Genomic DNA, 26,008 nt, shown 5'->3' with positions numbered 1-26,008 from the left:
GGAGCTATTTCAGCGCGAAAAGCAGGCAATGCTGTGGTAAAAAGCAGAGATATTCCGACCGATTATGATGAAATGTGACCACCCATGCTGATTGTTCCCGCCGAAAACACGATTAACTGGAAACGTCCCCCCTGGGTCACCCTGAGCCTGATGCTGGCCTGCTTCCTGGTCTTTGTGTTCTACCAGAGTGATGACGACCGGGTTGCCGAAGAGGTGTTGGAAACGTACCTGGAGTCCGGCCTGCTGGAACTGGAGGCGCCGGTCTACGAGAACTATCTCCAGCGCCAGATCGGCATCGAGAACGCCAGCGAAATGACCGAGCGGCTGGAACTGTTTCAGCTCGCCATGAAGCGCCAGGACGAACTTAGCCAGGCTGGCATGATGGCGTTTGATATTGAGTTTTACCTGTACATGCAGGACAACCAGGAGATCCTGTGGCCGACATCGGAGCGTAAACAGTGGCGTGGGGAACGCGAGCCGATCCATGACCTGATGCTCGAATTGAGTAGCTTTCGTGCCGGTCTGGTGCCGGCCGAGATGGCCCCATCCACGCTGATTACTTACCAGTTCCTTCACGGTGGCTGGGGACACCTGATCGGTAACATGGTGTTCCTGTTCCTGCTGGGCTTCACCGTGGAGAAGGCCCTGGGAGTGGGGCGGTACCTGATCGCCTACCTGCTGTGTGGTGTTGTATCGGGATTGGTATTCAGCGCATTTTCCACGGGCAGCTCAATACCCCTGGTGGGGGCGTCGGGCTCCATCGCCGGATTGATGGGGATGTATGTGGCGATCTACGGCCGTCAGACCATCCGTTTCTTTGGCTTTTTCTGGGTGTACTTCAATTACTTCCGCGCCCCCGCTCTGGCAATGCTGCCGGTCTGGCTGGGCAAGGAAATCTACGATCACTTCTTCGCCGGTGCCACCGGCGTGGCCTACATGGCGCACGCGGGTGGTTTGGTGGCGGGTGCCGGGGTCATCCTGCTGTTGGGGCGGAGCTGGTTCCAGGTCAAGGCTTCCTTCTATGAGCCGGAACCGGAGCAACAGGACCAACGATTCACCACGTCCTACGCCCAGGCCATGGCCAGCCTGGGGCGTATGGATTTCGACCTCGCCAGGCGGCAGTTCGAGGCATTGCGGGAACGTTATCCGGACCGTCTGGTGCTGTTGGAGCACCTTTATCACATCGCCAAGTTGCGACCGGACCTGGTGGCGTACCGGGATCGCACCCGGGAGCTGATGGCGGAAGCCCTGGGGCAGAAGCTCACCGAACGAATGACGGAAGTCTGGCAGGAATACCTCGGCAAGGGCGAAGCCCATCACCCCCTGGCGGCGGAAGACCACAACCGGGTGCTGTTCGCCAGCTTGCGTTCGGACCACCTCAAACAGGCCGAAAAGGCCTTTGAGCGCCTACGGGCAACCGGCGACCCGGTGCTGGTGGCGGAGGCCTGCCAGCTGCTGGCGGACGAGTTCGACAAGCGCCAGATGTCCCCCAAGGCCCGCTACTACAAACAGATCCTTAGCGGCGCGGCACCGGTCTAGTGAGGCCCTAGCGGTTTTCAGTACCGCTAGTCGCTGACGGTAAAGGTCGCCCTTGGGCCTTTCAGTGGCTCGCGATTCGCCACCTGCTGCATAAAGCCATCCACCTGGCTGTGCAGTGGGTGGTTCTGGCAGCGCTTCTTGACGAAGCCGAGGAAGGCCGCCGCTTTTTCCCATTGATCCATCCCGTTCGCCAGGATCTGGGCCGCCAGAATATAGGCGGGCGCCAGTGTGTGGCTGTCCGGGAAGCGCTTGTGGAAGTCTTGCAGCAGCTTCAGGGCCTGTCGGTACTCGCCTTGATGGTAAAGGCAGCGGGCACAACGCTCGGCCAGTTCCGGATCGTCGAGCTGGAGGTTGGGGTTGAGCGGCTCCAGTCGCGCCAGCAGGTCGGCAATACCGGCCCCGTTGTTATGATCCACCAGCCAGCCCAGCAGGGGCACATGGCGCCGATACAGTTCGGCATTGTCGTTGCGGGCGACCAGCAGTTTATAGAGCTGCTCCAGGCGGTGGCTGTTGTCCGGATCTCGCTTGAGGGCGCTGATCAGTGCCGACTGGACCCGGTCGTAGTTGCCGTCCTTGAGATCCATGTCGATGTCCGCGTCCAGGCGCGGAGCTCGGTCACGCTGGGTTGTGTCCTGCTGGCTGCTATCGTCTTGCAGGTCGCTGGCAAAGCCCAGTTCTTCCTGGTACTGGAACAGCAGGTAGCCCAGCATGTGGAACAGGATCAGGGTAAAGGTACTGTTGAGGAAACCGGACACCGGCCCGGCCAACCAGGGTGAGAAGTGTGACAGTGCAAAGTCCTGTGCCGCGCCAGAAGCCAGGGTCAGTAGTACCAGGTAGCCATAGAGCAGGAAGTATGGCCAGCCAATACGGGCAATCAGTCCGGTGAGGTGCAGCGGGTTGACGGCGGCCAGTGCCGATCGCTCCATGGCCAGCACCATCACACTCGCCGGCAGCACCAGGATCACGAATGCCATGGCGATCATCGCCAGCATTGGGCCGCCCAGCATGCCGGCGGACGCGATCAGCGCGCCCATGCCGACAAACACAAGAAGCTGTAGAAACACGATGCCGAATCCATCGCCGGTAAACGCCGTGGCGACCGGCGGCGGTGTCATATGGCCTTCTGCGGTGCGATTGATGACCTCATAGGTGTACTTCAGCAGTGCCATGACCAGCAGCAGGCTCACCACCAGGCCGAAAATATTGGCCGATAATGCCAAGGGAACCAGCGTACAGATCGCAATAACGATCAGCGGGTCGGCGTGGAACGGGTAACGGAAAAACGCGCCAAGCCGGTTCCAGAAGGGTTCAACCTCCGTGGCTGCGCCGAGATAGCGCAGGTTGCGGTTGCATTTTGGGCAAACGCCGCGGCCCCTGTGGGTGTCGGCGTCAGGCATACACCGGCTGCAGTAATGAACCTGGCACTCACTGCAGTGCCATTTGGCGGGGTCGCCTGGGTGGTAGTGGCAGTCGTGTTTCACGGTGCGAGGGGCTGCTCTGTCAGTGGTTGATGAAAACGAGATTGCTGCCATCATCGCAAAAGCCAACGTTTCGCTCCACCGCCAGCGCCGCAAAATTTCTGCAAAGGTGCCGCAAATTTTCGCCTCGAACCGGACGCTGCGACCAGCGAGGGGGCCTGCGATTCTGGGGGCGCAGCCACAGGCCGGGGAGTAGGACAAAGTGACAGTCGTCTCAATCTCAAATGAACGCTATAGTGGGGACCATGACGAATAAACGATTCCTGTCCGGACCCAGGGCCACATAACGCGGGTATTTCCGGCACATCAAAAGAATGAACAGGGAAAACTAAGGGGATCTGAATGCCAAACGGCGGATACCAGGACGTTGTAGCGAAACTGGAGACGCTTAAATCCCAATTCGTTGCTCGTGTAGCTGCTGAATTGGGCCTCTATATCGACCTCATCCGTACTGCCGGGCCGAATGAAGCTGGATTGGCGGCAGTGCGTGAAGGCTATGGCTGGTTGCACCGGCTGGCCGGGTCTGCCGGCACCTTCGGGTTTTCTGCCTTTGGCTTGCAAGCCAGAGAGCTGGAGGAATGCCTGCAAGTGGTGGTCGAAGGGGACAGCGAAGGCCAGCTGGCAAGGTTAGAGCGAGCGCTTGATGCCGACTTTTTCACCCGTCTCGACAGCCTGAAATCGCTGTTGGCGTCTGATGCGGGTGACAGTGCCCTACCGGTCCTGCAGAACGCAGTAACGGAGGTTGCGCCGGAACTGTTGCTGCGGGTAGACCTGATTGAGTCGGACCCGGAGGTGGGTCGGGAACTGGCGGAAAACCTCTCTCGCTATGGTTACGAGGTTGTCGTGTATGACAGCGTTGAGGCGTTTCTGGCGGCGGACCTGGACAGTGGTGTTACCACCGTTATTGCCAACGTCGAGCTGCAGGAAGAGCTGCAGCCAGCGTTCGATCGCCATAAACAGTTGCACCGCAAATTGGTGATTTTTCTGGCGCGAAATGACTCCTTTGATGTGCGTTACCAAGCCGCCGCGACCGGGGCTGGTGGCTTTTTCCCATTGCCGGTGGATGTGCCCGCGCTTGCGGATCGCATTGAACAACTCAGCCAGGAGTGGGAAGAGAGCGCGGGTGGCCGGGTAATGATCGTTGAGGATGACGAGGAACTTGCCGAGCATTACCGGCTGGTACTGGACAACGGTGGCCTGAAGGTAAAAGTTATCACTGAGCCATCCGAGGTGATGTCCGAGTTGGCGGAGTTCCGCCCGGACATTCTGCTGATGGACATCAATATGGCGCCGTATTCCGGGGTTAGCCTGGCACGCATGGTGCGTTTCCAGCCGGAGTGGTTGGGCCTGCCCATCGTCTACCTGTCGTCGGAACACGACCGCGACATGCAGATTTCAGCGGTTGCCCAGGGCGCCGATGATTTTATTGAAAAGCCGATCTCCGACACGCGCCTGGTGTCGGTGGTCAAGGCCCGCTGCACCCGGGCCCGGCAACTGGCCAAGCTGGCGTCACGGGACAGCCTGACCGGGCTGATGAAGCACTCACTGATCAAGCAAGAGTTGGCCAAAGAATTCTCACGCTGCCAGCGTTACGGGCAGGTGGCTGCGGTGGCGATGCTGGACCTGGACCATTTCAAGTCCGTCAATGACACTTACGGTCACGCCACCGGTGACACGGTGATTCGCTCCCTGGCGAACCTGTTGCGCCATCGCTTGCGGAAAAGCGACATTATTGGCCGTTACGGTGGCGAAGAGTTTGTGGTGGTGTTGCCGGATTGCGGTGAAGCCCAGGCCTTGCGGATTCTTCAGGACGTGTGTGACCAGTTCTCGGGGATTGTCTTCTCCAGTCAGGACGTTGAATTCCAGGTTACGTTGAGCGCCGGCATTGCCATGCTGGGTGCCTTTGGAAACGCCGAGGCGGCACTGAACGGGGCCGATGAGGCCATGTACCACCGCAAGAAGCATGGGCGTAACGGCGTTACCCTGTACTCGGAGGTGGCCGGCAACGACGGCGCTCCCGAGGCTGCCTCGCCATGAGAGTGCTGATCCTCGAAGACGATGTGCTGATGGCGGAGCTGCTGGAAACCATTCTGGCAGGGCTATACGCCCGTCTCGACGCCAACATTGTCTCGACCAAGGCGCAGGCACTGGCTGCGCTGGATCAGAATACCTACCAGCTGCTCATTTGCGACTGGAACCTACCGGATGGCTCCGGGTTGGAGGTTGTCCGGGCGATCCGCAAGCAGGACAACAAGCTTCCGGTGCTGATGATTTCCGGGCGTACCGATCGGGAGTCGGTACTGGCGGCGGCCCACTATGGCATCCGCGGATTTATTTCCAAGCCGTTCAAAGTGGAAACGGTACGTGACCGGCTGAAGTCCATCTTCCCACCTGAGTCAGACCTCGAAGCGGCGAACCGGGATCTGGAGCAGATGCTGGCGGATGCCTGTGAGGGGCACTTCCAGCTGCCAACAACGCTGGAAGCGTCAGAGTTGCTGGCGTTACTGGAACGGCCCGAAGCGCTTGATGTCGCCCAATTGACGGAGCGCTGGCGGGATGAAACCGGGCTGACTGCCCGTTTGCTGGATGTGGCCAACCGCAGCAGTTTCCGCCGTACTGGCGAGCCGGTGACGACATTGGCGGGGGCGATCAAGGTTATCGGCACCGAAATGTCGCTGAACCTGGCTCTTGGTCTGGCCCTTGATACCACCCATGCGCTATCGGACAGCCAGCTGCGGGAGCAGGCGGAAGCCCACCAGCGTCAGGGGGAAGCGGTTGGCCGTGAGGCCAGTGCCATGTTCCGTACCCTGGGTCTGGGCAATGGCGTCAACGCCTACACCGCCGGCCTGCTGAGCCGTGTCGGGGAGCTGGTGGTGCTGAGTGTGCTGCAGCAGTTCCTGGATGGCGGTGGCACCCTTGACCGGGACACCATAACCCAGACTCTGGCGGCCTGGTCGCAGCCCTGTGGCAATCGCCAGAAGGTTCAGTGGCGGTTGCCGCTGGATTTGAGGGAGTTGATCGGCGCCATTCATCGTTTGCCCCGTGGCACAAGCCATCGGGAGCGGGTGGTCATGCGGGTTGCGGCGCTGCAGGTTGAGGGCGCCGGAGCGTCCGGTGAATGCCTGAGATTGATGCGCTTTGCGGGTCTGGAGTCCAGAGCAGAGAGCTCTGTTGGAGACAACGGCGAGTAGGTAGGGGAACGCATCCGTGAAAGAGCCTGAGTTGCCAAAGAATGAAGCAGATCGCCTGCGATCGCTGACCGCGACGGGCCTACTGGACACCCCACCTGAGGAACGTTTTGATCGCCTGACCCGGATTGCCCAACGAGTGTTTGGGGTCAAGATCGCTCTGGTGTCCTTGGTGGATCGCAACCGGCAATGGTTCAAGTCCCGGCAGGGGCTGACGGTACAGGAAACCTCCCGGGACGTGTCGTTTTGTGCCCATGCCATCCTGCAGCAAAACCTGTTCGTTGTGGACGATACACTCGACGACGACCGTTTCTTTGATAACCCCCTGGTCACTGATGACCCATGCATCCGATTTTACGCCGGCGCTCCGCTGGTGTCCCCCGATGGGTTTTCGCTGGGTACCTTGTGCATCATTGATGACCTACCCCGGACCTTGTCGCCGGAGCAAAAAATGTTACTTCGGGACTTGGCGGAATGTGTGGAAGAGGAAATACGCCACGGCCAGAGAGAGCGTTATTACCGCAGCCTGGAGCGGCTTTCACTCCTGCACAACGAAAGCCGGGGCAATCCCACCGAATACCTGCGTGATGGCCTGCGCCTTGGCTGCGAGTACCTGAAACTGCCCTATGGCATCATCAGCCACATCCAGGGTGAGGACTACCGGGTGGTGGTCCAGGTATCCCCGCCCGGGACGCTCGAAGATGAGCAAACCTTTGACCTCAGGGACACTTACTGCGCGCTAACCTTGGAGGCGGAGCAGGTTCTTGCCATCGATCACATGGCGGAATCCGCCTACGCCAGTCATCCGTGCTACCGCAAGTTCGGGCTGGAAAGCTACATCGGCATACCGCTGAATGTAGGCGGGCGCCGCTACGGCACCCTGAACTTTTCGTCACCGGATACGCGGCGACCATCAGGGTTCTCCGACTTCGACCACGAGTTCCTTCTCTTGCTGGCCAGCTGGGTATCGTCCTTGCTGGAACGGTGGGAAGTGGAGTCAGTGCTGCAGCGTTATCGCCAGGTCGAACAGGCCGTGGCGCGGGCTCAGGAGTCGTTCATCAATCGGCCACAACATCCCCAGGCGTTCTCCGAACTGTTGGGAGAGGTGCTGCGTTTTACCGAAAGTGCCTATGGTTTTATCGGTGAAATCCTGCACGACGATGACGGTCGCCCCTACATGAAAACCAACACCATCACCAACATCGCCTGGGACGATGCCTCGCATCAGTTCTACGAGGACAATGTTTCCGAAGGGTTGGAATTCCGCAATCTCGACACCCTGTTTGGCGCCGTCATTACCAGTGGCCAGCCAGTGTTGAACAACCGGCTGGAAGGTGACCCCAAAGGTTCTGGAGTCCCTAACGGCCACCCCCCGATTCAGTCGTTCCTGGGCCTGCCCATCCATCACGGCAGCGAGCTCGTGGGCATGATGGGCTTGGCCAATCGCCCCAGTGGCTATCACGATACTCTGGTGAACGACCTGGGCCCGCTCCTGCGAACGGTGGGCCAGCTCATGGAAGCGACCAGAAACCAGCGTCAGCAGCGAGCGGCGGAGGAGGACCTGAAGCGCAGTGAAGCCCGTCTGCGGGGGTTGTTTGAGCTGTCGCCGGTGGGGATTGCGCTGAACGAACTGGACAGTGGTCGCTTCCTGGAAGTGAACGACGCTTACCTGGCCTCTTCCGGTTTTAGCCGTGACGAGTTACTGGCCCTGGATGCCAGGGATGTCACTCCACAGGAGTTTACGGCGGAAGACAAAGTTCAGCGGGAGATTCTGGTAAGCAAAGGCCAGTACGGGCCGTATGAGAAAGAACTGATTCGCAAGGATGGCTCCCGCTATTCGGTGATTATTCACGGCCTGCTGGTGGGTGATGCGTCCGGGCGCCGGCTGATCTGGTCGATCATCGAAGACATTACCGAGCGCAAGCGTCTGGCGCTGATGCAGCGGGAGTTCGTCTCCACCGTCAGCCATGAGTTGCGGACTCCGCTGACCGCTATTTCCGCGGCTCTGATTATGGTCAGTAAAGGGGTAACCGGGGAGCTGTCGCCGCAGACCGACAGTATGGTTCGCCTGGCCCTTCGCAATGCTGGCCGACTCACCGAACTGATCAATGACATTCTGGATATGGAAAAGCTGGTTGCCGGCAAGATGACCATCAGCCTTGAAGAGTGTGCCTTGCTGCCGCTGCTGCGTCAGGTGATTGAAGACAATCATACCTACGCCGAGCGCTTTGGGGTGCACTGTGAGCTGGATGATCAGGCGCCCGAGTGCTGGGTGGCAGTTGACCCAAAACGCCTGACCCAGGTGGTCACCAACCTGCTGTCCAATGCCGTCAAGTTCTCACCCAGCGACGGAGTGGTTCGGGTGACCCTTTCAAGGGATGAGGGCTATGTTCGGGTATCGGTAGTCGACCGGGGCGGTGGTGTTCCGGCGGATTTTCATTCGCGGCTGTTCCGGCCGTTCGCCCAGGCCGACAGTTCGGACTCCCGTCGGGTGGGGGGAACCGGCCTGGGGTTGGCGATCAGCAAGAAATTAATGGATAAAATGAATGGACGCATAGGCTATCGTGACACCGAAGGTGGTGGTGCGACGTTTTACATCGATTTGCCCGAAGTTTCTGAAAACCGGGCGATGACGGGAGGGGTGTGAGTTGGCTTCAGAGCTGAAACGAATCATGTATGTGGAAGATGAACCGGATATTCGCGCAGTGGCGGAACTTGCCCTGGCCGCGGTGGGTGGCTTCGAAGTGGCCCTCTGTGAGTCCGGTGAGGAAGCGCTGGAGCGGGCGGCGACGTTCAAGCCGGAGCTGATTCTGCTCGACGTCATGATGCCGCGTCTGGACGGACCGGAAACCCTGCTGGCATTGCGGGAGCAGCCAGGGCTGGCCGACATCCCGGTGGCGTTTATGACGGCCAAGGTTCAGCCGTCGGAGATCGAAGCCTACAAGGCCCTGGGGGCTATTGAGGTGATCGCCAAGCCGTTTGACCCCATGACGTTGTCGGATCAGGTGCGGGAAATCTGGAATCGCAGCCGAAACTGATGCCGCCCCTTGCCAAAGTCGTGGATTTGGCCAACACTCTCGCACCCTGAACCAATATAGAACTGAGGCGCGCCATGTCATCGAAACTTTCACGGGACGAACTGAAAGCCAAGCTGAACCTCGAAACGTCGCAGATTGGTTGGCACGACCTGCAAACCTATTATGCCCGGGGGCATGTGGTGCGTGTTGCGCCTGAGCTGGATCTGCTGGATGTGGCGACGGAACTGGTGGCCGATAACAAGGCCCAGTTTGATGAGTGGATGACATCAGGGCAGGTGGGCGATGTTGCGCCGGCAACCGCTCAGGCCTGGTACGATCGTAACACCGAGCTGTGGGCTGTGGTGATCGCCCCCTGGGTCCTTGTCCAGGATCGGGATGGCAGCGCAACAAACGCCTCTTGAAGCCTGAGCGGTTCCTGCGCTCAGCTCATCTCTCTATTTAACGCCTGGATTCATTATGTTGACGGATGCCTTGCTGATCCTGGCGCCGCTGTTCCTTGGTTTTGCCATTCCATTGCAGCAGCGGGGCTTGATGACGGCCATTCACTACACCGTAGAAGCGCTGGTGTACTTTATCCTGGCCCTGCTGGGACTGGGTCTTGGTCAGATGGAAGGGCTCTGGAGTCAGTTGGGGGTCATGGCCGGCCAGGTTGCGATCCTGGTGGTGGGGCTGCTCCTGGCCAATATGCTGGGCCTGTGGTTGTGGCACCGTTGGCAGCCGATGCCCGGAGATCGGGGCGAATCCGCGGGCGTGACCAGTTACCGGCGGCTGTTCCTGGCGGCGTTGAAACCGCTGGCGGCGGTGGTGATTGGGCTACTGATCGGCCACTTCCTGTTGCCGGTACTGCCCTGGGTGGAAGATCTGGCTACCTGGGCGCTGATGTTTCTGCTATTGCTGATCGGCACACAGCTTCGTAATGCCGGCCTGTCGCTGCGTCGTCTGCTGATGAATCGCCAGGGCCTGGGTATCGCCCTCAGCCTCATACTCAGTTCCCTGTTGGCGGGGGTGCTGGTTATGCCCCTGCTTGGCCTGCCATGGCACGACACCCTGGCACTGGTATCCGGCTTTGGCTGGTATTCGCTGTCCGGCATTGTGGTGGGGGATGCCTTGGGGCCGGCGTGGGGCGGTGTTGCCTTTCTCAATGATGTGCTGCGGGAAATCATCGCCCTGGCCATCATCCCATTGTTGATTCCACGTCGTCCGGCGATGGCCATTGGCTATGGCGGCGCGACCGCCATGGACTTCACCCTGCCCATTATTCGCAGCAGTGGTGGCCTGGACTGTGTGCCGGTGGCGATTGCGTCGGGCTTCCTGCTGTCGTTTGTGTCGCCGGTGCTGATGGGGCTCTTGCTGTCGCTGGGATGAGACGCCCGGGACGGGCAATGGGTGCCGCCCGGGTCAGGATAGGGCAGGTTTACTGCAGGCGGTAGAACGTGCGGCGACTGTTCTGGTAGGTCTGTCGAACCACGTCGGCCACCTCCAGTGCTTTCACCTCCGCGACTTTTTCAGCCACAAACGGGATGTAAAACGGTGCGTTCTCCTTGCCCCGGTAGGGAACCGGCGTGAGAAACGGCGCATCGGTTTCCAGCAGGATCTGCTCAACCGGGGTCATGCGGATGATGTCACGCACGTTCTCGGCCTTGTTGAACGTGGCGATGCCGTTGAACCCAAGACACCAGCCCTGGTCCAGGGCGTAGCGGGCAAGCCCGGGGCCGGATGTAAAACTGTGGATAACCCCACGCCGTGGCAGTGACTGTTCAAACTCCTGCAAAATGGCAATGGTATCGTCGTCGGCGTCACGGCTATGGATCACCACGGGCAGGTCGGCATCGCATGCCAGTTGCAGCTGGCGCCTGAAGACGTCTCGTTGCACCGCCCGGTCAGCATTGTCGTAGTAGTAATCGAGACCGATTTCGCCCACCGCAACGATTTTGGCGTGACTGCAGTGTTGGCGGATTTCCGCTTCGACATCGTCGGTGTACAGTTCCGCGTCGTGGGGATGAATGCCCTGGGTGCCGTAGATCCACGAAGCAGACTGGGCCAGCTCCCGCACCGGGGCCAGATTGTCCGGTGAAACCGCAATGGTGATCACCCGCTCGACATTGACTCGTTGGGTTTCCGCCAGAATCTCCGCCAGTGGCCGTTCTTTGAGGTAGTCCAGGTGGCAGTGGGTTTCGATGAGCGGGTGCTCAAAGACCGGAATGTCGCGTTTTTTCTTGCTCATGAAAGGCTCGGGTGCTGCTAATCTGAAAAGAACCAGAAGTTTACCACCTTAACCCGCCCGGGCCCCAGCCAACGCACGGGATGGTTTTTGCAGGAGTGAGAACATGGCCGAAGTCCCGTTCAGTCAGCAGTGGCAGTTTGACCCGCTCAGGACCCAGTTATCGGACTATTCCCCTGATCTGGGCGATGGTGCGGAACTGCCGCCGTTGGAGCAAAGCCTGGAACTGATCGGCGAACACCAGCGACGACTCTGGGCAAACCGGGAGCAAGCGCTGCTGCTGGTGGTTCACGGCACCGACGCCAGCGGTAAGGACAGCCTGATTCGTACCCTGGCCACCTATGTTGATCCCGCGGGCTTTCATGCCTGGTCGTTCAGTCGCCCCAATGACACTGAGGCCCGCCACGATTTCCTTTGGCGCACCGTGCCTTTCCTGCCGGAACTCGGGCAGATGGTGGCATTCAACCGCAGCTACCACGAGGCGGTGATGGCCGAACGGCTATGGCCGGTGAGAGAGCCGGAGCATTACGACTGGCCGGCCCGCTACGAAGCGATCCGAAGTTTCGAACGTCACCTGGTTCAGGAAGGAACCACCATCGTAAAAGTGTGGTTGCGTGTGTCTGAAGAGGAACACCGGGAGCGGCTGCTGGCGCGGCTGGACAAGCCCCGCAAACGCTGGAAATTTGCCACCTCCGATATTGACGCCTGGCGCCGCCGTGACGAGTACCATCAGGCCGCCAGCGAGGCGATGCTGGCGACCCATTCTGGCTACGCTCCCTGGTACGTGGTACCGGGCAACCGGAAGCCGGACGCCCGAGCCATCGTTGCCGGCATTCTCGCCGAGCGGCTGCAACTGCTGGCGCCGGAGTACCCCAGCCATGACCCCGAGGTGATCGAGCATTACCGGGAGCTGCTGAGTGAGTCGTAGCCGTAGTGATTGAGGGCGGTCGGGCGTAATCGAGGGTATTCGACCTCTGCCTATAAGTAGGGCTGCTGATGGTGGGCGGAGTGTTGCTGGCCTAGGATCAGGCAAGGATAACTGACAGTGGTTCCTCAGGTTTTCACTCAGGAGAATAGGTTATGCACATAGTGGTGATCGGCGCCGGAGTTGTTGGGGTGACGTCGGCCCATGCCCTGGCCCGACGCGGCCATCGGGTAACGGTGGTGGAGCGGTTAGCAGGGGCCGGTCTTGAGACCAGCTTTGGCAATGCCGGGCAGCGATCCTACGGTGTGGTCTATCCGTGGGCTTCGGCCGCGATGGTCAAGCAGGCGCTGCCGTGGCTGCTCCAGGCCGACGGACCATTGAAAATGCATCTGCCCCCGTCGCCAGCCACCGTGCGTTTCCTGCTGGCTTCCCTGCGCTTTGCCTTTGCTCCAGGGGTGTTCGGGCTGAACAAACGCGCCATGTTGCAGATGGGGGTATTCAGCCGTCAGCGTTTTTCCGAGCTGGAGCGTGATCTGGACCTGGCGTTTGATGGTGGCACCGGTGGTGTGCTGCAGTTGGCCAGCTCGCCGGCGATGATGGCGGAATACCGGGACCTCTCGCCGTTACTGACCGAATTTGGAGTTGCCCACCGTTTGCTGGGGCCCATTGAAGTACGGGAGGCGGAGCCAGGTATGACCGGCGATGGTCCATTGCACGGGGGTATCCAGTACCAGACCGATGGCACCGGCGACTGTCACCTGTTCTCGCAGGCCCTCGCCGCCGCGTGTGAAGAGCAGGGCGTGACGTTCCTGTACCAGCATCAGGTACAACGGCTGCTGTTTGATGCTCATCGAATTCAGGGGGTTGAATTGCGGCAGCCCGATGGTGCCCTGGAAGTGCTGGAAGCGGATGCCTTTGTGGTGTCGGCGGGGTGCTGGTCGCCCGCGCTCGTGGCCGAGCTGGGTGTGAAGCTGCCGATCTACCCGGTCAAGGGCTACTCCCTGACCGCGCCTCTGGTGGACGAAACCCGGGCGCCGGTCTCTACGGTCCATGACGACAATCTCAAAGTGGTATCTACCCGCTTGGGCTCGCGCCTGCGTGCGACCGGGTTTGTCGAGTTAAGTGACTTCCGGCGTGACATTCCTGAGGCGCGCCTGGCGACCATTCGTAAATCGGTGGCGTCCCGCTTCCCCGGATGCGCTGATCTGGAACAGGCGACCAGCTGGACCGGCTTCCGGCCCATGACGCCGGACGGCCCGGCGATCCTTGGCCGCGGTCCGCGGGACAACCTCTATTTCAACACTGGGCACGGTACCTTTGGCTGGACACTGTCCGCGGGCAGCGCCGAACTGTTGGCGCAGGTGGTGGACGGCGAGCCAACGGCGATTCCGCTGGACGCGTTTCGCCCGGATCGTTTCCGGGTTTGAGCCAGGTACCCCCCGATGCCTGACAACAGTGAACTGCTCCAGCGCTGGCAGCGGCTGAACCAGTGGCTGCTGGATCACCAGGGCTTCTGGCAGCCGGTGCCTTTTACCACACCGTCTCCTGACTGGATGGAGGCGTACCCGGAGTTGTCACGCTGGCTGGACCACCTGGATGATCAGGACTGTCAGCGCTATCACGAGGACGTGGACGCGCTGGCGCGGGCGCTGGCCCCGATGTGGCCGGCGATGACCGAACGTGTGTCGTTGCTGGACTGGCCGCACCTGGAAGCCGGAGACGTCAGTCTGCCGGAGCGGCTGGCGGTGGACATGCCCGGCCGCAAACGACAGCAGGCCGGGGCGTTTGCCTCGGCGCTGATTCCGCTGGCGGCGCCAGTACTGGACTGGTGCTGTGGCAAAGGTCATCTGGCGCGCACCTTGTCCAGGCATACCGACTCAATGGTGCAGGGGTTGGAGTGGGATGAGACTCTGGTTGCGGAAGGTAACCGTCTGGCCACCAAGGCCGATATGGCGGTTCACCTGCGCCAGCAGGATGTGATGGAAGCGACGCTGGCGTTTCCGCAAGGGGAGCACGGCGTTGCCCTCCATGCCTGTGGTGAGCTGCATCGACACCTGCTTCGTCAGGGCGTGGCCGGAGGCGCGGCCCGGCTCAGTATTTCTCCCTGCTGTTACCACCTGGGGCTGGACGGCGATTACCCGCCTATGTCCCACCGGGTGGGCGCGGTTGCCGATGTGTGCCGACTGTCCAACCTCAACCTGCGCCTGGTGGTGCAGGAAACCGTGACGGCGCCGGCACGGGTGCGGACGTTGCGGGTGCAGACCGAGGCCTGGCGGCTGGGCTTTGATGCGTTGCAGCGTAGCCTGCGGGGCTGTGACGATTACCTGCCGGTGCCATCTCACCCCACTCGCCTGAACCAGCAGGGGTTTGCAGCGTTCTGTGTCTGGGCGGCGGAACAAAAGGGCCTGTCGCTGCCATCGGGCTGGCAGCCGGAGCACTGGCTGGCCGAAGGTCGGCGGCGCCAACGTCAGGTTCGGCGCCATGAATTGGTCCGCCACCTGTTCCGACGGCCCCTGGAGTTGTGGTTGGTGCTGGATTACGGGCTGTACCTTGAGGAGCAGGGCTATCAGGTTCGGCTCGGCACCTTCTGTCGCCGTGAACTGACACCGCGTAACCTGTTGATTGACGCTCGTCGCCGGGAAACGCAGGTCTAGTCTAGGGCTTGCGGTAGACCACCGATTCGACACAGCCATCGCGGAAGTAGACGTAAGTCAGCTCATAGAGTTTGTCGTAGTAATCGGTGTGGTAAACCCAGGTTTCCTGGGGTACCGGATAGGTCTCTGGGGGTGGCCCGAAAGCTTGCCGGACCTGGTCCCGGGTCATGCCAACCACCACCTGCTCACGAATCAGGTAGGTGCGCAGGTCGGTGGAGTTGATAAACCGGCAGGGGCTGTCTGGGGTATCGGAGGCCTGAGGTTCCTGGGCCGCGAGTGATGGGTCGTCAGCTGCAACCGGTGGGGTCGGTTCTGGGGCGGGCAGGTTATCGTTGAAGCGGCCCCCGATGCGATTGTCACGGATGGTGACGGTTTCCGCATGGTCGCCACAGGGCTGATCGGAAAAACGGACGCCACGGTCATCTTCGCAACGGTAAACCTGGGCATGGCTGGCACTGGCCAGCAGCAGACTGAGCAACAGAAGGCCTGGTTTTACCGACGTTCTCACGACCTTGTCACTCCTTCTTCCGGTACAACAAATAAAGGCGCCATCAGGCGCCTTTATTTGAGTATATACCGCTTTGGTGATTAGCGACGCACCTGGATGCGCGCTTCTACCCGGCGGTTCTCGGCGCGGCCAGCGGCGGTGCCATTGTCGGCGACCGGCTCGGCTTCACCGTAACCCACAGCAGTTACCCGCTCGGCTTCTACGCCCAGGTTTTCGGTCAGGCGACGAGCCACAGATTCGGCACGACGCTGGGACAGGGCCTGGTTGTAGTCGGCGTTACCTGCACTATCGGTGTGACCAGCGATCTCAACGATGGTTTCCGGGTTCTCGTTCATGAAGGTTGCAACGCGCTGGATCTGGGCATCGTAGCTGCCACCGATTTCGGCGCTGTTGGTCGGGAACTGAACCTCAATCTCGAAGGTTTCGATGGTTTCGGCGATGCCTTCACAACCTTTGGCGTCCACTTCAGCGCCAGCGGCAGTATTCGGACATTCGTCCTTGCTATCGACAACACCGTCGTTGTCGCCGTCAGTCTCACAACCTTTGGCATCGACGTTGGCACCGGCTGGGGTGGCTGGGCACTGGTCAGCGCTGTTGGCGACGCCGTCACGGTCGTTATCCAGCTCGCAGCCCATGCTGTCTACGGCAGCACCGGCGGGTGTGCTCGGGCACTGATCCTGGTTGTCTTCAACACCATCGTTGTCAGAATCCATCACCACCGGAGCCGGCTCGGATTTGCTGGAAGCCTTGCCAAAGGCCAGGCTGAAGCCCAGTGACACCTGGGTGTCGAAGGTGCTTTCGTCAATGCCGTGGAATTCTCTCAGGTCGCCGCGCAGCGATACCATCTCGGTGACGTTGTAGCGAACACCACCACCAACGTTGACACGGGTCTCTTCGTGATTTGTGCCAGGGGAGTGGGTCAATTCGTCACCAAAGTCGGCATGGCCGGCACCTACTGCCAAGTACGGGTTCCACGCTTTTTCGGGAGCGGCGAAGTAATACAGGCCGTCGAGGCGGAGTTCCTCAAAGTCGCTGTTGCCAGCAGTGTACTTGCGGTCGGCATTGGCGCGGGAGTAAAGAGCCTCTACCGCCCAGTGGGGCGCGAAACGGTACTCAAGACCAAAACCGAAGGTTCCGGTTTCGCTCAGGTCGCGCTTGTCGTCGAAGTACTGATAGGCGGCAAACGGGTTGAGATAGATATAGTCCTTGTCTTCAGCCAGGGTCGGGGTGCTGATGGCTGCGGCAACGACCGCGATTGCAAGTGGACGCATGCTGGGCATGGTTAACCTCCTGTTAGTGAGTTTCATTCGTCATCCGAGCGCGCTCGCTCGTCGTGGCGGCGCACTTTCTTATAGTCAATGGCGTGTAAAGCTCTCCTTCGGCAGGGAACTTATGCGATTTCAGAGTCTTTGCCTAGCCCCGGAAAGGACGTATTTAACACCGAAAAGGTTCAGTTTTTGACGATAGGGTGTTGCGAATGGCCTGAAGAGACATGCTTGGAGCCCTCAGGATTCCGCTTCCCAGGTCAGTCAGAGCGGCCCTGCTGAGGCAGGGAAAAATAAAGGTGAGCGCTCTTTTTGCTGAAATTGAGCTGCTCTCCGCTGTCAAAGCGGACCTCAAACGCGCTTTCGTCTTCGTTGACCACCGCTCCGGGGCCGAAGATCACATGGTGCAGCCGTGGCTGGGCCCACAGCGGGCCGCCGTGACTCTCAGTGGCCTCTGTGACCTTGCTGCTCAGGGAAACCCCGGCGTCGCGGGCATAGCGTTCGCTGATGGGGGTAATCGGAATGTCCAGGCAGAGCTGGCTGCCGTTGCCGGCATCCTGGTCGCGCTGGTCGAGCCAGTGTCCGAACTGGTCGGACAAGGCAAAACACAGCTCTGGAACAAAGCGGCTGGGCCCCTGGTCACCCTCCAGGTGGGGGGTATGTCCCAGGGGACGGGTAATCAGGTGAAGCTGTTGGCGGCAGCGGGTCATGGCTACATACAGCAGCCGCCGCTCGCTTTCCACCAGGGCCCTGAGGTCATCGGTCTGGCGTGGACTGTAAGGCAGGTACTTTTCCTGCAGGCCGGGAACGATCACCTGTGGCCATTCCAAACCTTTGGTTCGGTGGATTGTCGACAGCAGCACGCCGGACTGCTGATCACGCTGGCTGGCCTGGTTCCGCAACGCCTGCAGGTGTGCCAGAGCCCGGGCGGCGTCGACATCAAGCCCAGCCAGGTACAGCAGGAAACCGTGGATGGTATCGATACGCTCGTCGGCGGTTTCGTGGGTCAGCGCGAGGCTGCGAATGCCTTCGTACAGTTCGGTACCCTCGGCGTAGCGGCGCACCAGTTGAGCGGCCTGGCCCTGGAAACCATCGAGTTTGACCAGGGTTTCCCCTAGGGTTTTCAGCTTACGGGCTGCCATGGGCGGCAGGGCGTTGAAATCGAGGTCAAGCAGCCGGCGCCCCCAGTCCGAACCAAACTGGCTAAGCATCTGTGCCAGCTGGTCCAGCTCGGCTTCCTTCAGACCGACATGGGGAAAACGCAACAGCTGGCGGGCAATAGCAAGGCGGTCGAGATCAGGTAGCTGTGCCAGGGGGCCGGCCACGACCATCAGCAATCCGGTGATGGCTTCGACCTCACGGCTGAACAACGCGCCCTTGCCGGCATCGATACGGTAGGGCACCTGGCGCGCCAGCAGTTGCAGCTCAATGGCAACACTCTGGCTCCAGACCCGGAACAGGATGGCGGTTTGTGCCAGTGATTCTGCCGACTGACCGGTTACCAGCCTCAACACCACGTCACTGTCGTTGCCGTGCTCATGGAGTGAGACGGTGGTGGCCGGGGTGCTGGGGTGGGCGTGGCAAAGGACGTCTTTGCGGCCCCGGTTGTGGTGGATCAGGTGGTTGGCCAGCAGTGCCACCCGATGCCCATAGCGGAAGCTGTAACTGAGGGTCTGTTCCAGCGGGCTGTCGAACTCCTGGCTGAAGCGGCTGAGGATGAACTCCGGGCGGGCGCCGCGAAACTCGTAGATGGTCTGGTCCGGATCGCCGACCACGGTGACCCGGGCTCGCTCCCCGGCGACGTAACGCAGCAGCAGGTGCTGGATCTCGTTGGTGTCCTGGTATTCATCCACCAGGATCAGGTCCATCTTGTTGGCGACCAGCTTCTGCAGCGCCGGCGTCTGGTGAATCGCCAGCACCGGTTCATACAGCATGTCGGCATAGCTGATTCGGCTGTGACGCTTGCGCCATTGCTCGAAACTATGGAACAGCTCGATCAGATAACGATGTTTGTCGGTGTAGCCGAGCTCCTCGAAAACCACGTCCACCGGCGACAGGGTGGTTTTAACGAGGTCGATGAAGCTGACGGCGGTTTCGACATAGTCCTTCTTGTTACGGCGGATCTCGTCAGCCAGTTCTGAAGGTGCGAGTTCACGGGTAAGCCGCCAGACCTGGAAGTTGATTTCCTGGTCGGTGAGGATGGCTTCGGAAAACGCCGGCAGGGCGCCCTCCTGGATGAACCGACGATAAAGCCGGAGCCCCATAGCGTGGTAGGTGCGGATCTCCGGGAGCGCGAGACCGGTATCCTGGGTAACCTCACGGAGCTTGCGCTCGAAATCGACCCGGGCGCTGCGGTTGAACATCAGCACCAGCAAACGGTTTGGGTCGTGGCCCTGCTCCAGCAGGTAGCGGATGCGCCAGGCCAGGGTGGAGGTTTTGCCGCTGCCAGCCACGGCGGTAATCACCACATGCTCGTAAGGGGCGGTGATGATGGCGCGTTGTTCGTCGGTGAGATAGTCGGGAAGGTGCTCGGGCATGGCGGCTATTGTAGTCCGCAACTGGCGCCGGTGTAAGACGTCCACCATAATAGCCGCGCATGACTTTTGTGGGCGCTGGGCGCGTTACTTGAACACGGTGGGGAGATGACAATGGCGGTGGTAATGGATGAATCGGTCAATGTGCTGGGGGAAGTTCTTGAGCCCTGTGGCAACGATCCGTTAACCGGGTTCTACCGTGACAGCTGTTGCAACACCGGACCCGATGACCTCGGCTTGCACTCCGTGTGCACGGTCATGACCGATGAGTTCCTGGCGTTCTCCAAAGCCCGTGGCAATGATCTGAGCACGCCGGTGCCGGCGTTTGGATTTCCCGGGTTGCAAGCGGGGGACACCTGGTGCCTGTGTGCGAGCCGTTGGCTGGAGGCACTGGATGCTGACTGTGCACCCAGGGTGCGGCTGCGGGCAACCCATCTGGCGACCCTGGACGTCTGCAACCTGGATGACCTGAAACGCTACGCCATTGACCTCAACTGATGACTGACGCATCCGCGCAAGCGGCCTGGGGGCAGTTCCAGCGCCAGCTCAGGCAGCTTGGCCAGCGCCGTCTGGTGTTGCTGGAAGGTGAGCGACAGAATTCTATTGCCTGGTTGCGCACGGTGTTACCGGCGTTGGCTGGCGATACCCGGCTGTGGATCGGCGCGGAACTGCCTGAGCCGGCACTGGATTTGGTCCCGGTGTCGGCCAACCGGGCGCGCCAGTGGTTGGGGCGTGAAACCGATGTGCTGGTGTGGGATGGCTGGGCAGGTAATCCGCCGGATGGCCTGGCGGCGTTCAGCGGTACCCTGAATGCGGGTGGGCTCTGGTTCTGGCTGGTGCCGCCCCTGGCCCAGTGGGGCCGGTTTGCTGATCCTGACTATGAGCGCACCGGGCTGGGGGAGGCTTCGGATCACCCGTTTGCCCGCCGGCTGGCGAAACTCCTGGGGGCCAATAGCACGGTCATCCGCATCGATTCCGACAGCCGGCAAGGCACGGTTCTGCCAGAACTGGGTGAGCCCGCTGAGGCTACCGGCGGCTTTACCCCGGGGGCCAGCGCTGAACAACGGCAGTTGGTCAGTGCGATCGTTCGCACCGGTCAGGGGCGGCGGCGACGCCCGCTGGTTATAACCGCTGATCGCGGGCGGGGTAAATCCGCCGCCTTGGGACTGGCGGCGATTGAGTTGCTGCAGGCCGGCCGCCAGCAGGTGGTGGTCACGGCGCCGTCGCCCGAGGCCGTGGCAACCCTGATGCGTCATGCCCGTGAGGCGGCTGGTGACCTTGCCGAGGCCGGGCACGGGGAACATGAACTGGTATTGCGGAGCGGCAGCTCGCTGCGGTTCTGGGCACTGGATGAACTGTTGCGGCAGCGCCCAACAGCGGAAGTGGTGCTGGTGGACGAGGCCGCTGCGATTCCCGCCAATCAGCTGCGGGAGATTCTGCTGGGTTGGCCCCGTTGTGTGTTTGCCAGCACCATTCATGGGTATGAAGGGGCCGGGCGAGGCTTTTCGATCCGTTTTCGCTCGGTGCTGGATCAGCATACGCCGCAGTGGCAGGCCTTCACGCTGGCGACGCCCATTCGCTGGGCCGCCGGTGACCCGCTGGAGCAACTGACCGCTGACCTGTTCCTGCTGGACGCCTCTTCGAGCGATGCCCCATGTCCAGGTGATTGGCAGCTGGAGCGCTGGGACCCGGCGGAAGCGACGGAAACCGAATTGGCCCAGGCCTTTGGGTTATTGGTGGACGCGCACTACCGGACCACCCCGGGAGATTTGCGCCAGTGGCTGGATGACCCCCAGGCGGTGAGCTGGCGGGTTACCTGCGCAGGGCGCCCGGTGGCAGTGCTTTGGGCCAGTGCAGAGGGCGGGTTGACGGAGGCATTGGCGGAAGCGGTCGCGATGGGGCGCCGTCGGGTCCGGGGGCATCTGTTGCCGCAATCGTTGGCCAGTCACAGCGGCTTTGCTGACGCGGCCCGGTTGCGGGTGCTGCGGGTGGTACGTGTGGCGGTTCGTGACGACTGTCGCCGCCAGGGGCTGGGACAAAAGCTGGTGCGCGCAGCGGAAGACTACGCCCGCGAGGTGGGGCTGGATGCCATTGGCACCAGTTATGGTGCCAGTGACGATCTGCTGACGTTCTGGCAAAACTGCGGACTGCCCCTGGTGAGGCTGGGCGTACACCGTGAGGCCAGTAGTGGTGAATATACCGTACAGCGCCTGCGGGGCTTGACCGAGACGGGCCGCGATCTTGAGCATCGGATCAGTCAGCGTTTCGCCGAGCATTGGCCGGTCCTGGTGCCAACGGTGTGGCCGGAACTGGCGTCTTCCCTTGTGCTGACAGTGACCGCCCAGTTGCCACCGGGGGGCGATCTGTCTGTCCAGGACCGGGCTGACTTGCTTGCCTTTGCCGAGGGCTTTCGTGGCTTCGAGCTGACACTGCCAGTACTGAAACGGTTCAGCGGGTGCGCGGGGGTTGTCGGGTGCATGGCTCAGAATCCGTCAGCCCAGCTGTGGAGTCGTGCCGTACTACAGGGCTGGAGCTGGCGCCGCTTACAGGTAGCCGGCGACTGCCGGGGGCGAAAGGAAGGGGAGCAACAGTTGCGGGTCTTGGTCAAGGAAACCTTGGAACTTGTGAACCGCTCGATTTAATTGTCGTTGCTAACGGATCAGAATGCGCCAGGAGCCCGAAGAGGCTTTCAAGGAATAATAACAACGCACGCCTTCTGAAACCTATCGACAGAGACGCTTACACCATGCCGGCTAAAGGATATGCCATCGGTTTCCTCGCTTTCTTTGTTCTCGCTATCGGGCTTGTCAGTCAAACCGGCTGTAGCAGCCAGCCCGCGCCTGCCAATCTGACCCACGGTGCCGCTTCGGTGGCAGACACGCCCCTCATGGCAGCAGTCGCCAGCAGCGATCAGGGCCAGGTGCAAAGCCTGGTGGAGCAGGGCGCGGCGATAAATACTCTGACTGAACACGGCACGCCGCTGGCGCTGGCGGTAGCCCGGGGCGATCGTGAGATTGCCTGGTACCTGCTCAGTCGCGGAGCGGCGGTGGATCTAGCGGGTAGTGATGGCTTCACACCGCTGATGAGGGCAGCCGGTGCCGGAGACCGAAGGATGGTGCAGCTGCTGCTTTCCGCCGGCGCCGATGTCAATGCGCAAGCGGATGACGGCACCACGCCGGTGCTGGGAGCGGCCCGTGCCGGCCAGTTGTCGGTGGTGAAGGTGTTGCTGGCGGCGGGGGGTAATGTCAATGTCAGTCAGGACGGGCGCTCGCTGCTGATGCACCTGGTCGCTGCCGGAGATTTGCTGACGGCGGAAGTGGTGTTGGCCGCCGGCGCAGACGTCAACTATCGGGCGCCGAACGGCACCACCGCCCTGGACCTGGCGCGGGCTAGCCATAACGACGACCTGCAGATGCTGCTGCTTCAGGCCGGAGCCGAGAGCTGACCGGGGTCAGCGCTGCTCAATGGGTGAATTGTCCGGCGTCCAGTCTGGAATGAAGTGGGCGTCGATCACTTCCCGGGGCACTGCTTCAACGCGGCTGTAGGTCCAGGCTGGTGTCTGGTCCCGGTCAATCATGAGGGCTCTTACACCTTCCCGCAGGTCAGGGCGCCGGGTGCACTCCAGTGCCATGGCCAGTTCCATTTCAAAGATATCTTTCAGTGCCATCTGTTGACCCCGTTTGAGCTGCTCTGATACCAGGCAGGCGGTGACCGGGCAGCCGGCGCGAAGGTTACTGATGCAGCTTTGCCACCAGTCGTTGCCTTCCGGGTGAGACAGCAGGCGACCGACCACTTCCTGGAGTGAGCCACGACGGCACAGATGGGCGATGGTCTGCTCGCAGCTCGCCAATTCACTGGTGGGGAGTTGTTCCGGGGCCGGAACATCCAGTTGATTCAGCAGTCGGTAGAGCCGGTTATCATCGGCAGCGACCGAGCCGGTCCAGCTCTGGCTCTGAAGCTGGTCAAGGAAAGCGGCCTTGCCATCCTGATGCACGGCCATGTCGGCCAGCCCGACCCGCAGGGCATCGCTGGCATTCAGACGGGCGCCGGTGAGCCCGAGGAACAGGCCCAGGCCCGCCGGCAAGCGGTTGAGAAACCAGCTGGCACCGACATCCGGGAACAGACCGATGGTGATTTCCGGCATGGCCATAATCAGGTCCGGGGTTACCAGACGGTAGCGACAGGCCGAGAGCAGCCCCATCCCGCCACCCATGACTACACGCTGAGCCCAGCCAATCACCGGTTTTGGAAAACGGTGGAGGTGGTACAGCAGCTGGTATTCCTTACTGAAGAAGCGTCGGGGGGCTTCCGGGTCGGCCTGGCCGGTCATACTTTGGTACAGCGTAACAATGTCCCCTCCAGCGCAGAAGGCACGGTCACCGGCGGCGTCCACCACCACCAGGCAAATCCGGTCGTCATCCTGCCACCGATCCAGGGCTGCCTGCATGGCGTCGATCATGTCTTCGCTGAGGGCATTGAGGGACGCCTGGGAATCCAGGGTGATCTGGCCGATCACCCCTTGCTGGCAGGCAAGCTCGTGTACCTGAATGGGCATGCTGAAGGTCTCCGGGGTGTAGGTGCACCCATGGTTGTTGTCGTTTGGGAATGTCCGCAGTGTGCCACACTCTGGCCCTGGAATGGACGCTTGCCCTGGCCTGCTTGTGCCAAAGTCGTATCTTGACCTATCGCATTTGAGCGGGGCAGGGGCTATGTTATAACTCCGCCCGCCAAGGGCTTGATTCGACAATGGTTCGGTTGTCCGTTGGCCGGTCAATAATTAATGAGAGGGAAAGTCCATGAACCTGAAGAATGTAACGGTTGCCGGAGTGTTTGCCCTGGCTGCAGCGATGCCCGCAGTGAGTGCGGCGGGTGATGCCGACGCCGTTCTGGCCAAGGCAGCAGTCTGCGCGGCCTGCCATGGCCAGAACGGCGTAGCCATGATTCCAATGTATCCGAACCTGGCTGGCCAGAACGAAACCTACCTGGTCAACGCCCTGAACGCTTACCGTGCCAAAGAGCGTAATGGTGGTAACGCGGTCATCATGCAGGCTCAGGCCGCGGCCCTGAGTGATGATGACATCGCCAACCTGGCGGCCTACTACGCCAGCCTGCCTGCCGGCGGTTGATGCGGATTGAAGCAGCCCTCACCGGGCTGCTTCGTCACTCAGGCTGCCGCGCCGCGCACGATCCGGTAGCTCGGTGAGTAGGCAATAGCGCCCGGAAGTTTCATCCGGTTCTGCTTAACAAACGCTTCCAGCATCTCCTCCAGCGGTGCCAGCAACTCAGGGTCTCCCGCAATTTCAAACGGCCCCTTCTGCTGAATCTGGCGAATTCCCTGTTCTTTGACGTTTCCGGCAACAATGCCACTGAAGGCCTTCCGCAGGTTGGCGGCAATCAGGTGGACCGGCTGTTCCCGGTGCAGTGCCAGTGCCCGCATGGATTCGTGTGTGGGTTCAAACGGCATCTGGAAAACCGGATCAATATTCAGCATCCAGTTGAAGTAGTACGCGTCCTGCATGGCGCGACGGAACGCGATTACCTCTTCGATCCCGCTTTTCATGGTTTGTGCGACCCGGATCGGGTCGTCGATGATGATTTCATACTTGCTGGCGGCTTCTTCGCCCAGCGCCTTGCGAATGAAACGGTCGATCATCTCGAAGTATTCGGCATTCTCCTGACGGCCGGTGAACACAACCGGGAACGGCAGGTTGCGATTGTCCGGGTGCAACAGGATGCCCAGCAGGTAGAGGATTTCTTCGGCGGTACCTACGCCACCAGGGAAGACGATGACCCCATGCCCAGTGCGGACAAACGCTTCCAGGCGTTTTTCAATGTCAGGCATGATCACCAGTTCATTGACGATGGGGTTGGGGGCTTCGGCGCCGATGATCGCAGGCTCGGTAATGCCGATGTAGCGGCCATCTTTTACCCGTTGCTTGGCGTGGCCGATGGTGGCCCCTTTCATCGGCCCTTTCATGGCGCCCGGGCCGCAACCGGTGCAGATGCTGAGGCCCCGCAGGCCGAGTTCGTGGCCAACCACTTTACTGTAATCGTATTCGTCGCGATTAATGGAGTGGCCACCCCAGCATACGATGGTATCTGGCTGGCGGCCGGCCTGCAGGACGCCAGCGTTACGGAGGATGTGGAAGATGAGGTTGGTAATGTCCTCCGGATCGTCGCGGCGGAAGCCCTCGGCGGTCAGTGGAATGGAGCTGGTGTAAAGAATATCCCGCAGCACTGAGAACAGGTGCTCCCGGTTGGCCCGGAGCATTTGCCCATCGACAAAGGCGTGGGCGGGGGCGTTGATCAGCTCCAGCTTGAGCCCCCGCGGCTGGGGGATCAGGCGCACATCAAAATCGGCGTGGCTTTCCATCAGCGCCTTACAGTCGTCGGTTTCGATGCCGGTGTTCAGGACCGCCAGGGCGCACTGGCGAAAGAGTCGATACAGGCCGCCTTCACTCGTATCCTTGAGCAGATCTACCTCGTGTTTGGAAAGTACTTCGAGGCTGCCTTCCGGGGAAACGAGTGCATTGATTCGGGTTTCGTTCATAGATCATCCTTTTTGGAGCGGGCAAACAGCTTCCCGTACAGCTTAACCTTAGCCCATTTCACTCGTGCGTCGCGACCACGCAATTTTGTGGCGGTTGCCGATCGGGTT

Annotated in this window: 21 protein-coding genes; 14 read left to right on the top strand and 7 right to left on the bottom strand. The window is 60.9% G+C overall.

Annotated elements, in window-relative coordinates; all coding sequences use genetic code 11:
* The first annotated feature begins 84 nt into the window (after positions 1-84).
* Positions 85-1,539, top strand: coding sequence for a rhomboid family intramembrane serine protease (locus BMZ67_RS01595; protein ID WP_092020165.1), 1,455 nt, complete (start codon positions 85-87; stop codon positions 1,537-1,539).
* A 26-nt stretch (positions 1,540-1,565) separates the two neighbouring features.
* Here BMZ67_RS01595 and BMZ67_RS01590 read toward each other — a convergent pair whose 3' ends face one another.
* On the bottom strand, positions 1,566-3,020 hold the full coding sequence (locus BMZ67_RS01590; protein WP_092020885.1) for a tetratricopeptide repeat protein: 1,455 nt from the start codon (positions 3,018-3,020) through the stop codon (positions 1,566-1,568).
* 339 nt (positions 3,021-3,359) lie between these two features.
* Between BMZ67_RS01590 and BMZ67_RS01585 the strand changes: the two genes are divergently transcribed.
* The 6 genes from BMZ67_RS01585 (at position 3,360) to BMZ67_RS01560 (ending at position 10,608) form a co-directional block, all read left to right on the top strand.
* Positions 3,360-5,054, top strand: a complete 1,695-nt coding sequence (locus tag BMZ67_RS01585) for a diguanylate cyclase (protein WP_092020164.1) — start codon at positions 3,360-3,362, stop codon at positions 5,052-5,054.
* Positions 5,051-6,208, top strand: a complete 1,158-nt coding sequence (locus BMZ67_RS01580) for a response regulator (RefSeq protein WP_092020163.1) — start codon at positions 5,051-5,053, stop codon at positions 6,206-6,208. The genes BMZ67_RS01585 and BMZ67_RS01580 overlap by 4 nt, the downstream gene beginning before the upstream one ends.
* Before the next feature lie 16 nt (positions 6,209-6,224).
* A complete protein-coding gene (locus tag BMZ67_RS01575; RefSeq protein WP_092020162.1) occupies positions 6,225-8,852 on the top strand; it encodes a GAF domain-containing protein in 2,628 nt (875 codons plus the stop codon).
* Between the two features lie 25 nt (positions 8,853-8,877).
* Complete coding sequence (locus BMZ67_RS01570) at positions 8,878-9,243, top strand: response regulator (RefSeq protein WP_092020884.1); 366 nt, start codon at positions 8,878-8,880, stop codon at positions 9,241-9,243.
* 74 nt (positions 9,244-9,317) lie between these two features.
* The gene (locus BMZ67_RS01565) at positions 9,318-9,644 is read left to right on the top strand and encodes a DUF2288 domain-containing protein (RefSeq protein ID WP_092020161.1); all 327 of its coding nucleotides are present in this window, start codon (positions 9,318-9,320) and stop codon (positions 9,642-9,644) included.
* A gap of 55 nt (positions 9,645-9,699) precedes the next feature.
* The gene (locus tag BMZ67_RS01560; RefSeq protein WP_092020160.1) at positions 9,700-10,608 is read left to right on the top strand and encodes a LysO family transporter; all 909 of its coding nucleotides are present in this window, start codon (positions 9,700-9,702) and stop codon (positions 10,606-10,608) included.
* Between the two features lie 49 nt (positions 10,609-10,657).
* On the opposite strand, the gene BMZ67_RS01555 is transcribed toward BMZ67_RS01560, so the two are convergent.
* On the bottom strand, positions 10,658-11,467 hold the full coding sequence (locus BMZ67_RS01555; RefSeq protein ID WP_092020159.1) for a TatD family hydrolase: 810 nt from the start codon (positions 11,465-11,467) through the stop codon (positions 10,658-10,660).
* Positions 11,468-11,570: 103 nt separating this feature from the next.
* Here BMZ67_RS01555 and BMZ67_RS01550 point away from each other — a divergent pair, with 103 nt between their 5' ends.
* The 3 genes from BMZ67_RS01550 (at position 11,571) to BMZ67_RS01540 (ending at position 15,043) form a co-directional block, all read left to right on the top strand.
* The gene (locus BMZ67_RS01550; protein ID WP_092020158.1) at positions 11,571-12,392 is read left to right on the top strand and encodes a polyphosphate kinase 2 family protein; all 822 of its coding nucleotides are present in this window, start codon (positions 11,571-11,573) and stop codon (positions 12,390-12,392) included.
* A gap of 152 nt (positions 12,393-12,544) precedes the next feature.
* Positions 12,545-13,816, top strand: a complete 1,272-nt coding sequence (locus BMZ67_RS01545) for a D-amino acid dehydrogenase (protein ID WP_092020157.1) — start codon at positions 12,545-12,547, stop codon at positions 13,814-13,816.
* Positions 13,817-13,831: 15 nt separating this feature from the next.
* Positions 13,832-15,043: a methyltransferase gene (locus tag BMZ67_RS01540; RefSeq protein ID WP_092020156.1), complete on the top strand. Its 1,212-nt coding sequence runs from the start codon at positions 13,832-13,834 to the stop codon at positions 15,041-15,043.
* A 1-nt stretch (position 15,044) separates the two neighbouring features.
* Here BMZ67_RS01540 and BMZ67_RS01535 read toward each other — a convergent pair whose 3' ends face one another.
* The 3 genes from BMZ67_RS01535 to BMZ67_RS01525 form a co-directional block, all read right to left on the bottom strand.
* Entirely contained in the window at positions 15,045-15,551 is a 507-nt protein-coding gene (locus BMZ67_RS01535; RefSeq protein WP_092020155.1) for a DUF4124 domain-containing protein, read from the bottom strand.
* An 80-nt stretch (positions 15,552-15,631) separates the two neighbouring features.
* Positions 15,632-16,831, bottom strand: a complete 1,200-nt coding sequence (locus tag BMZ67_RS01530; RefSeq protein ID WP_092020154.1) for an OmpA family protein — start codon at positions 16,829-16,831, stop codon at positions 15,632-15,634.
* Positions 16,832-17,076: 245 nt separating this feature from the next.
* Positions 17,077-19,401 carry an ATP-dependent helicase gene (locus BMZ67_RS01525; RefSeq protein ID WP_245749836.1) on the bottom strand — a complete coding sequence of 775 codons (2,325 nt, stop codon included), beginning with the start codon at positions 19,399-19,401 and terminating at the stop codon, positions 17,077-17,079.
* A 63-nt stretch (positions 19,402-19,464) separates the two neighbouring features.
* Between BMZ67_RS01525 and BMZ67_RS01520 the strand changes: the two genes are divergently transcribed.
* From BMZ67_RS01520 to BMZ67_RS01510, 3 genes are all read left to right on the top strand, one after another.
* Complete coding sequence (locus tag BMZ67_RS01520; protein ID WP_245749835.1) at positions 19,465-19,848, top strand: DUF2237 family protein; 384 nt, start codon at positions 19,465-19,467, stop codon at positions 19,846-19,848.
* The gene (locus tag BMZ67_RS01515; RefSeq protein WP_092020152.1) at positions 19,848-21,992 is read left to right on the top strand and encodes a tRNA(Met) cytidine acetyltransferase TmcA; all 2,145 of its coding nucleotides are present in this window, start codon (positions 19,848-19,850) and stop codon (positions 21,990-21,992) included. The genes BMZ67_RS01520 and BMZ67_RS01515 overlap by 1 nt, the downstream gene beginning before the upstream one ends.
* Positions 21,993-22,096: 104 nt before the next feature.
* Positions 22,097-22,795, top strand: coding sequence for an ankyrin repeat domain-containing protein (locus tag BMZ67_RS01510; RefSeq protein WP_092020151.1), 699 nt, complete (start codon positions 22,097-22,099; stop codon positions 22,793-22,795).
* A gap of 6 nt (positions 22,796-22,801) precedes the next feature.
* On the opposite strand, the gene BMZ67_RS01505 is transcribed toward BMZ67_RS01510, so the two are convergent.
* Entirely contained in the window at positions 22,802-23,905 is a 1,104-nt protein-coding gene (locus BMZ67_RS01505) for an enoyl-CoA hydratase/isomerase family protein (RefSeq protein WP_092020150.1), read from the bottom strand.
* A 241-nt stretch (positions 23,906-24,146) separates the two neighbouring features.
* On the opposite strand from BMZ67_RS01505, the gene BMZ67_RS01500 reads away from it, so the two are divergent.
* Complete coding sequence (locus tag BMZ67_RS01500; protein ID WP_092020149.1) at positions 24,147-24,476, top strand: c-type cytochrome; 330 nt, start codon at positions 24,147-24,149, stop codon at positions 24,474-24,476.
* 38 nt (positions 24,477-24,514) lie between these two features.
* On the opposite strand, the gene ppnN is transcribed toward BMZ67_RS01500, so the two are convergent.
* Positions 24,515-25,900, bottom strand: a complete 1,386-nt coding sequence (ppnN, locus tag BMZ67_RS01495; RefSeq protein ID WP_092020148.1) for a nucleotide 5'-monophosphate nucleosidase PpnN — start codon at positions 25,898-25,900, stop codon at positions 24,515-24,517.
* Positions 25,901-26,008: the final 108 nt, after the last annotated feature.

It is taken from the genome of Marinobacter zhejiangensis, from assembly GCF_900114775.1.
Classification (GTDB): Bacteria; Pseudomonadota; Gammaproteobacteria; order Pseudomonadales; family Oleiphilaceae; genus Marinobacter; species Marinobacter zhejiangensis.
The sequence above is the reverse complement of the archived record's forward strand: the minus strand, read 5'-3'. Positions and strand labels throughout refer to the sequence as shown.

What these genes read in the sequence shown, in the direction of transcription:
- BMZ67_RS01555 (WP_092020159.1), bottom strand. Translation starts at nt 11,467, where the DNA reads ATGAGCAAGAAAAAACGCGACATTCCGGTCTTTGAGCACCCGCTCATC.
- BMZ67_RS01565 (WP_092020161.1), top strand. Translation starts at nt 9,318, where the DNA reads ATGTCATCGAAACTTTCACGGGACGAACTGAAAGCCAAGCTGAACCTC.
- BMZ67_RS01525 (WP_245749836.1), bottom strand. Translation starts at nt 19,401, where the DNA reads ATGGTGGACGTCTTACACCGGCGCCAGTTGCGGACTACAATAGCCGCC.
- BMZ67_RS01510 (WP_092020151.1), top strand. Translation starts at nt 22,097, where the DNA reads ATGCCGGCTAAAGGATATGCCATCGGTTTCCTCGCTTTCTTTGTTCTC.
- BMZ67_RS01530 (WP_092020154.1), bottom strand. Translation starts at nt 16,831, where the DNA reads ATGCCCAGCATGCGTCCACTTGCAATCGCGGTCGTTGCCGCAGCCATC.
- BMZ67_RS01595 (WP_092020165.1), top strand. Translation starts at nt 85, where the DNA reads ATGCTGATTGTTCCCGCCGAAAACACGATTAACTGGAAACGTCCCCCC.
- BMZ67_RS01540 (WP_092020156.1), top strand. Translation starts at nt 13,832, where the DNA reads ATGCCTGACAACAGTGAACTGCTCCAGCGCTGGCAGCGGCTGAACCAG.
- BMZ67_RS01515 (WP_092020152.1), top strand. Translation starts at nt 19,848, where the DNA reads ATGACTGACGCATCCGCGCAAGCGGCCTGGGGGCAGTTCCAGCGCCAG.
- BMZ67_RS01500 (WP_092020149.1), top strand. Translation starts at nt 24,147, where the DNA reads ATGAACCTGAAGAATGTAACGGTTGCCGGAGTGTTTGCCCTGGCTGCA.
- BMZ67_RS01585 (WP_092020164.1), top strand. Translation starts at nt 3,360, where the DNA reads ATGCCAAACGGCGGATACCAGGACGTTGTAGCGAAACTGGAGACGCTT.
- BMZ67_RS01520 (WP_245749835.1), top strand. Translation starts at nt 19,465, where the DNA reads ATGGCGGTGGTAATGGATGAATCGGTCAATGTGCTGGGGGAAGTTCTT.
- BMZ67_RS01550 (WP_092020158.1), top strand. Translation starts at nt 11,571, where the DNA reads ATGGCCGAAGTCCCGTTCAGTCAGCAGTGGCAGTTTGACCCGCTCAGG.
- BMZ67_RS01580 (WP_092020163.1), top strand. Translation starts at nt 5,051, where the DNA reads ATGAGAGTGCTGATCCTCGAAGACGATGTGCTGATGGCGGAGCTGCTG.
- ppnN (WP_092020148.1), bottom strand. Translation starts at nt 25,900, where the DNA reads ATGAACGAAACCCGAATCAATGCACTCGTTTCCCCGGAAGGCAGCCTC.
- BMZ67_RS01570 (WP_092020884.1), top strand. Translation starts at nt 8,878, where the DNA reads ATGTATGTGGAAGATGAACCGGATATTCGCGCAGTGGCGGAACTTGCC.
- BMZ67_RS01560 (WP_092020160.1), top strand. Translation starts at nt 9,700, where the DNA reads ATGTTGACGGATGCCTTGCTGATCCTGGCGCCGCTGTTCCTTGGTTTT.
- BMZ67_RS01545 (WP_092020157.1), top strand. Translation starts at nt 12,545, where the DNA reads ATGCACATAGTGGTGATCGGCGCCGGAGTTGTTGGGGTGACGTCGGCC.
- BMZ67_RS01505 (WP_092020150.1), bottom strand. Translation starts at nt 23,905, where the DNA reads ATGCCCATTCAGGTACACGAGCTTGCCTGCCAGCAAGGGGTGATCGGC.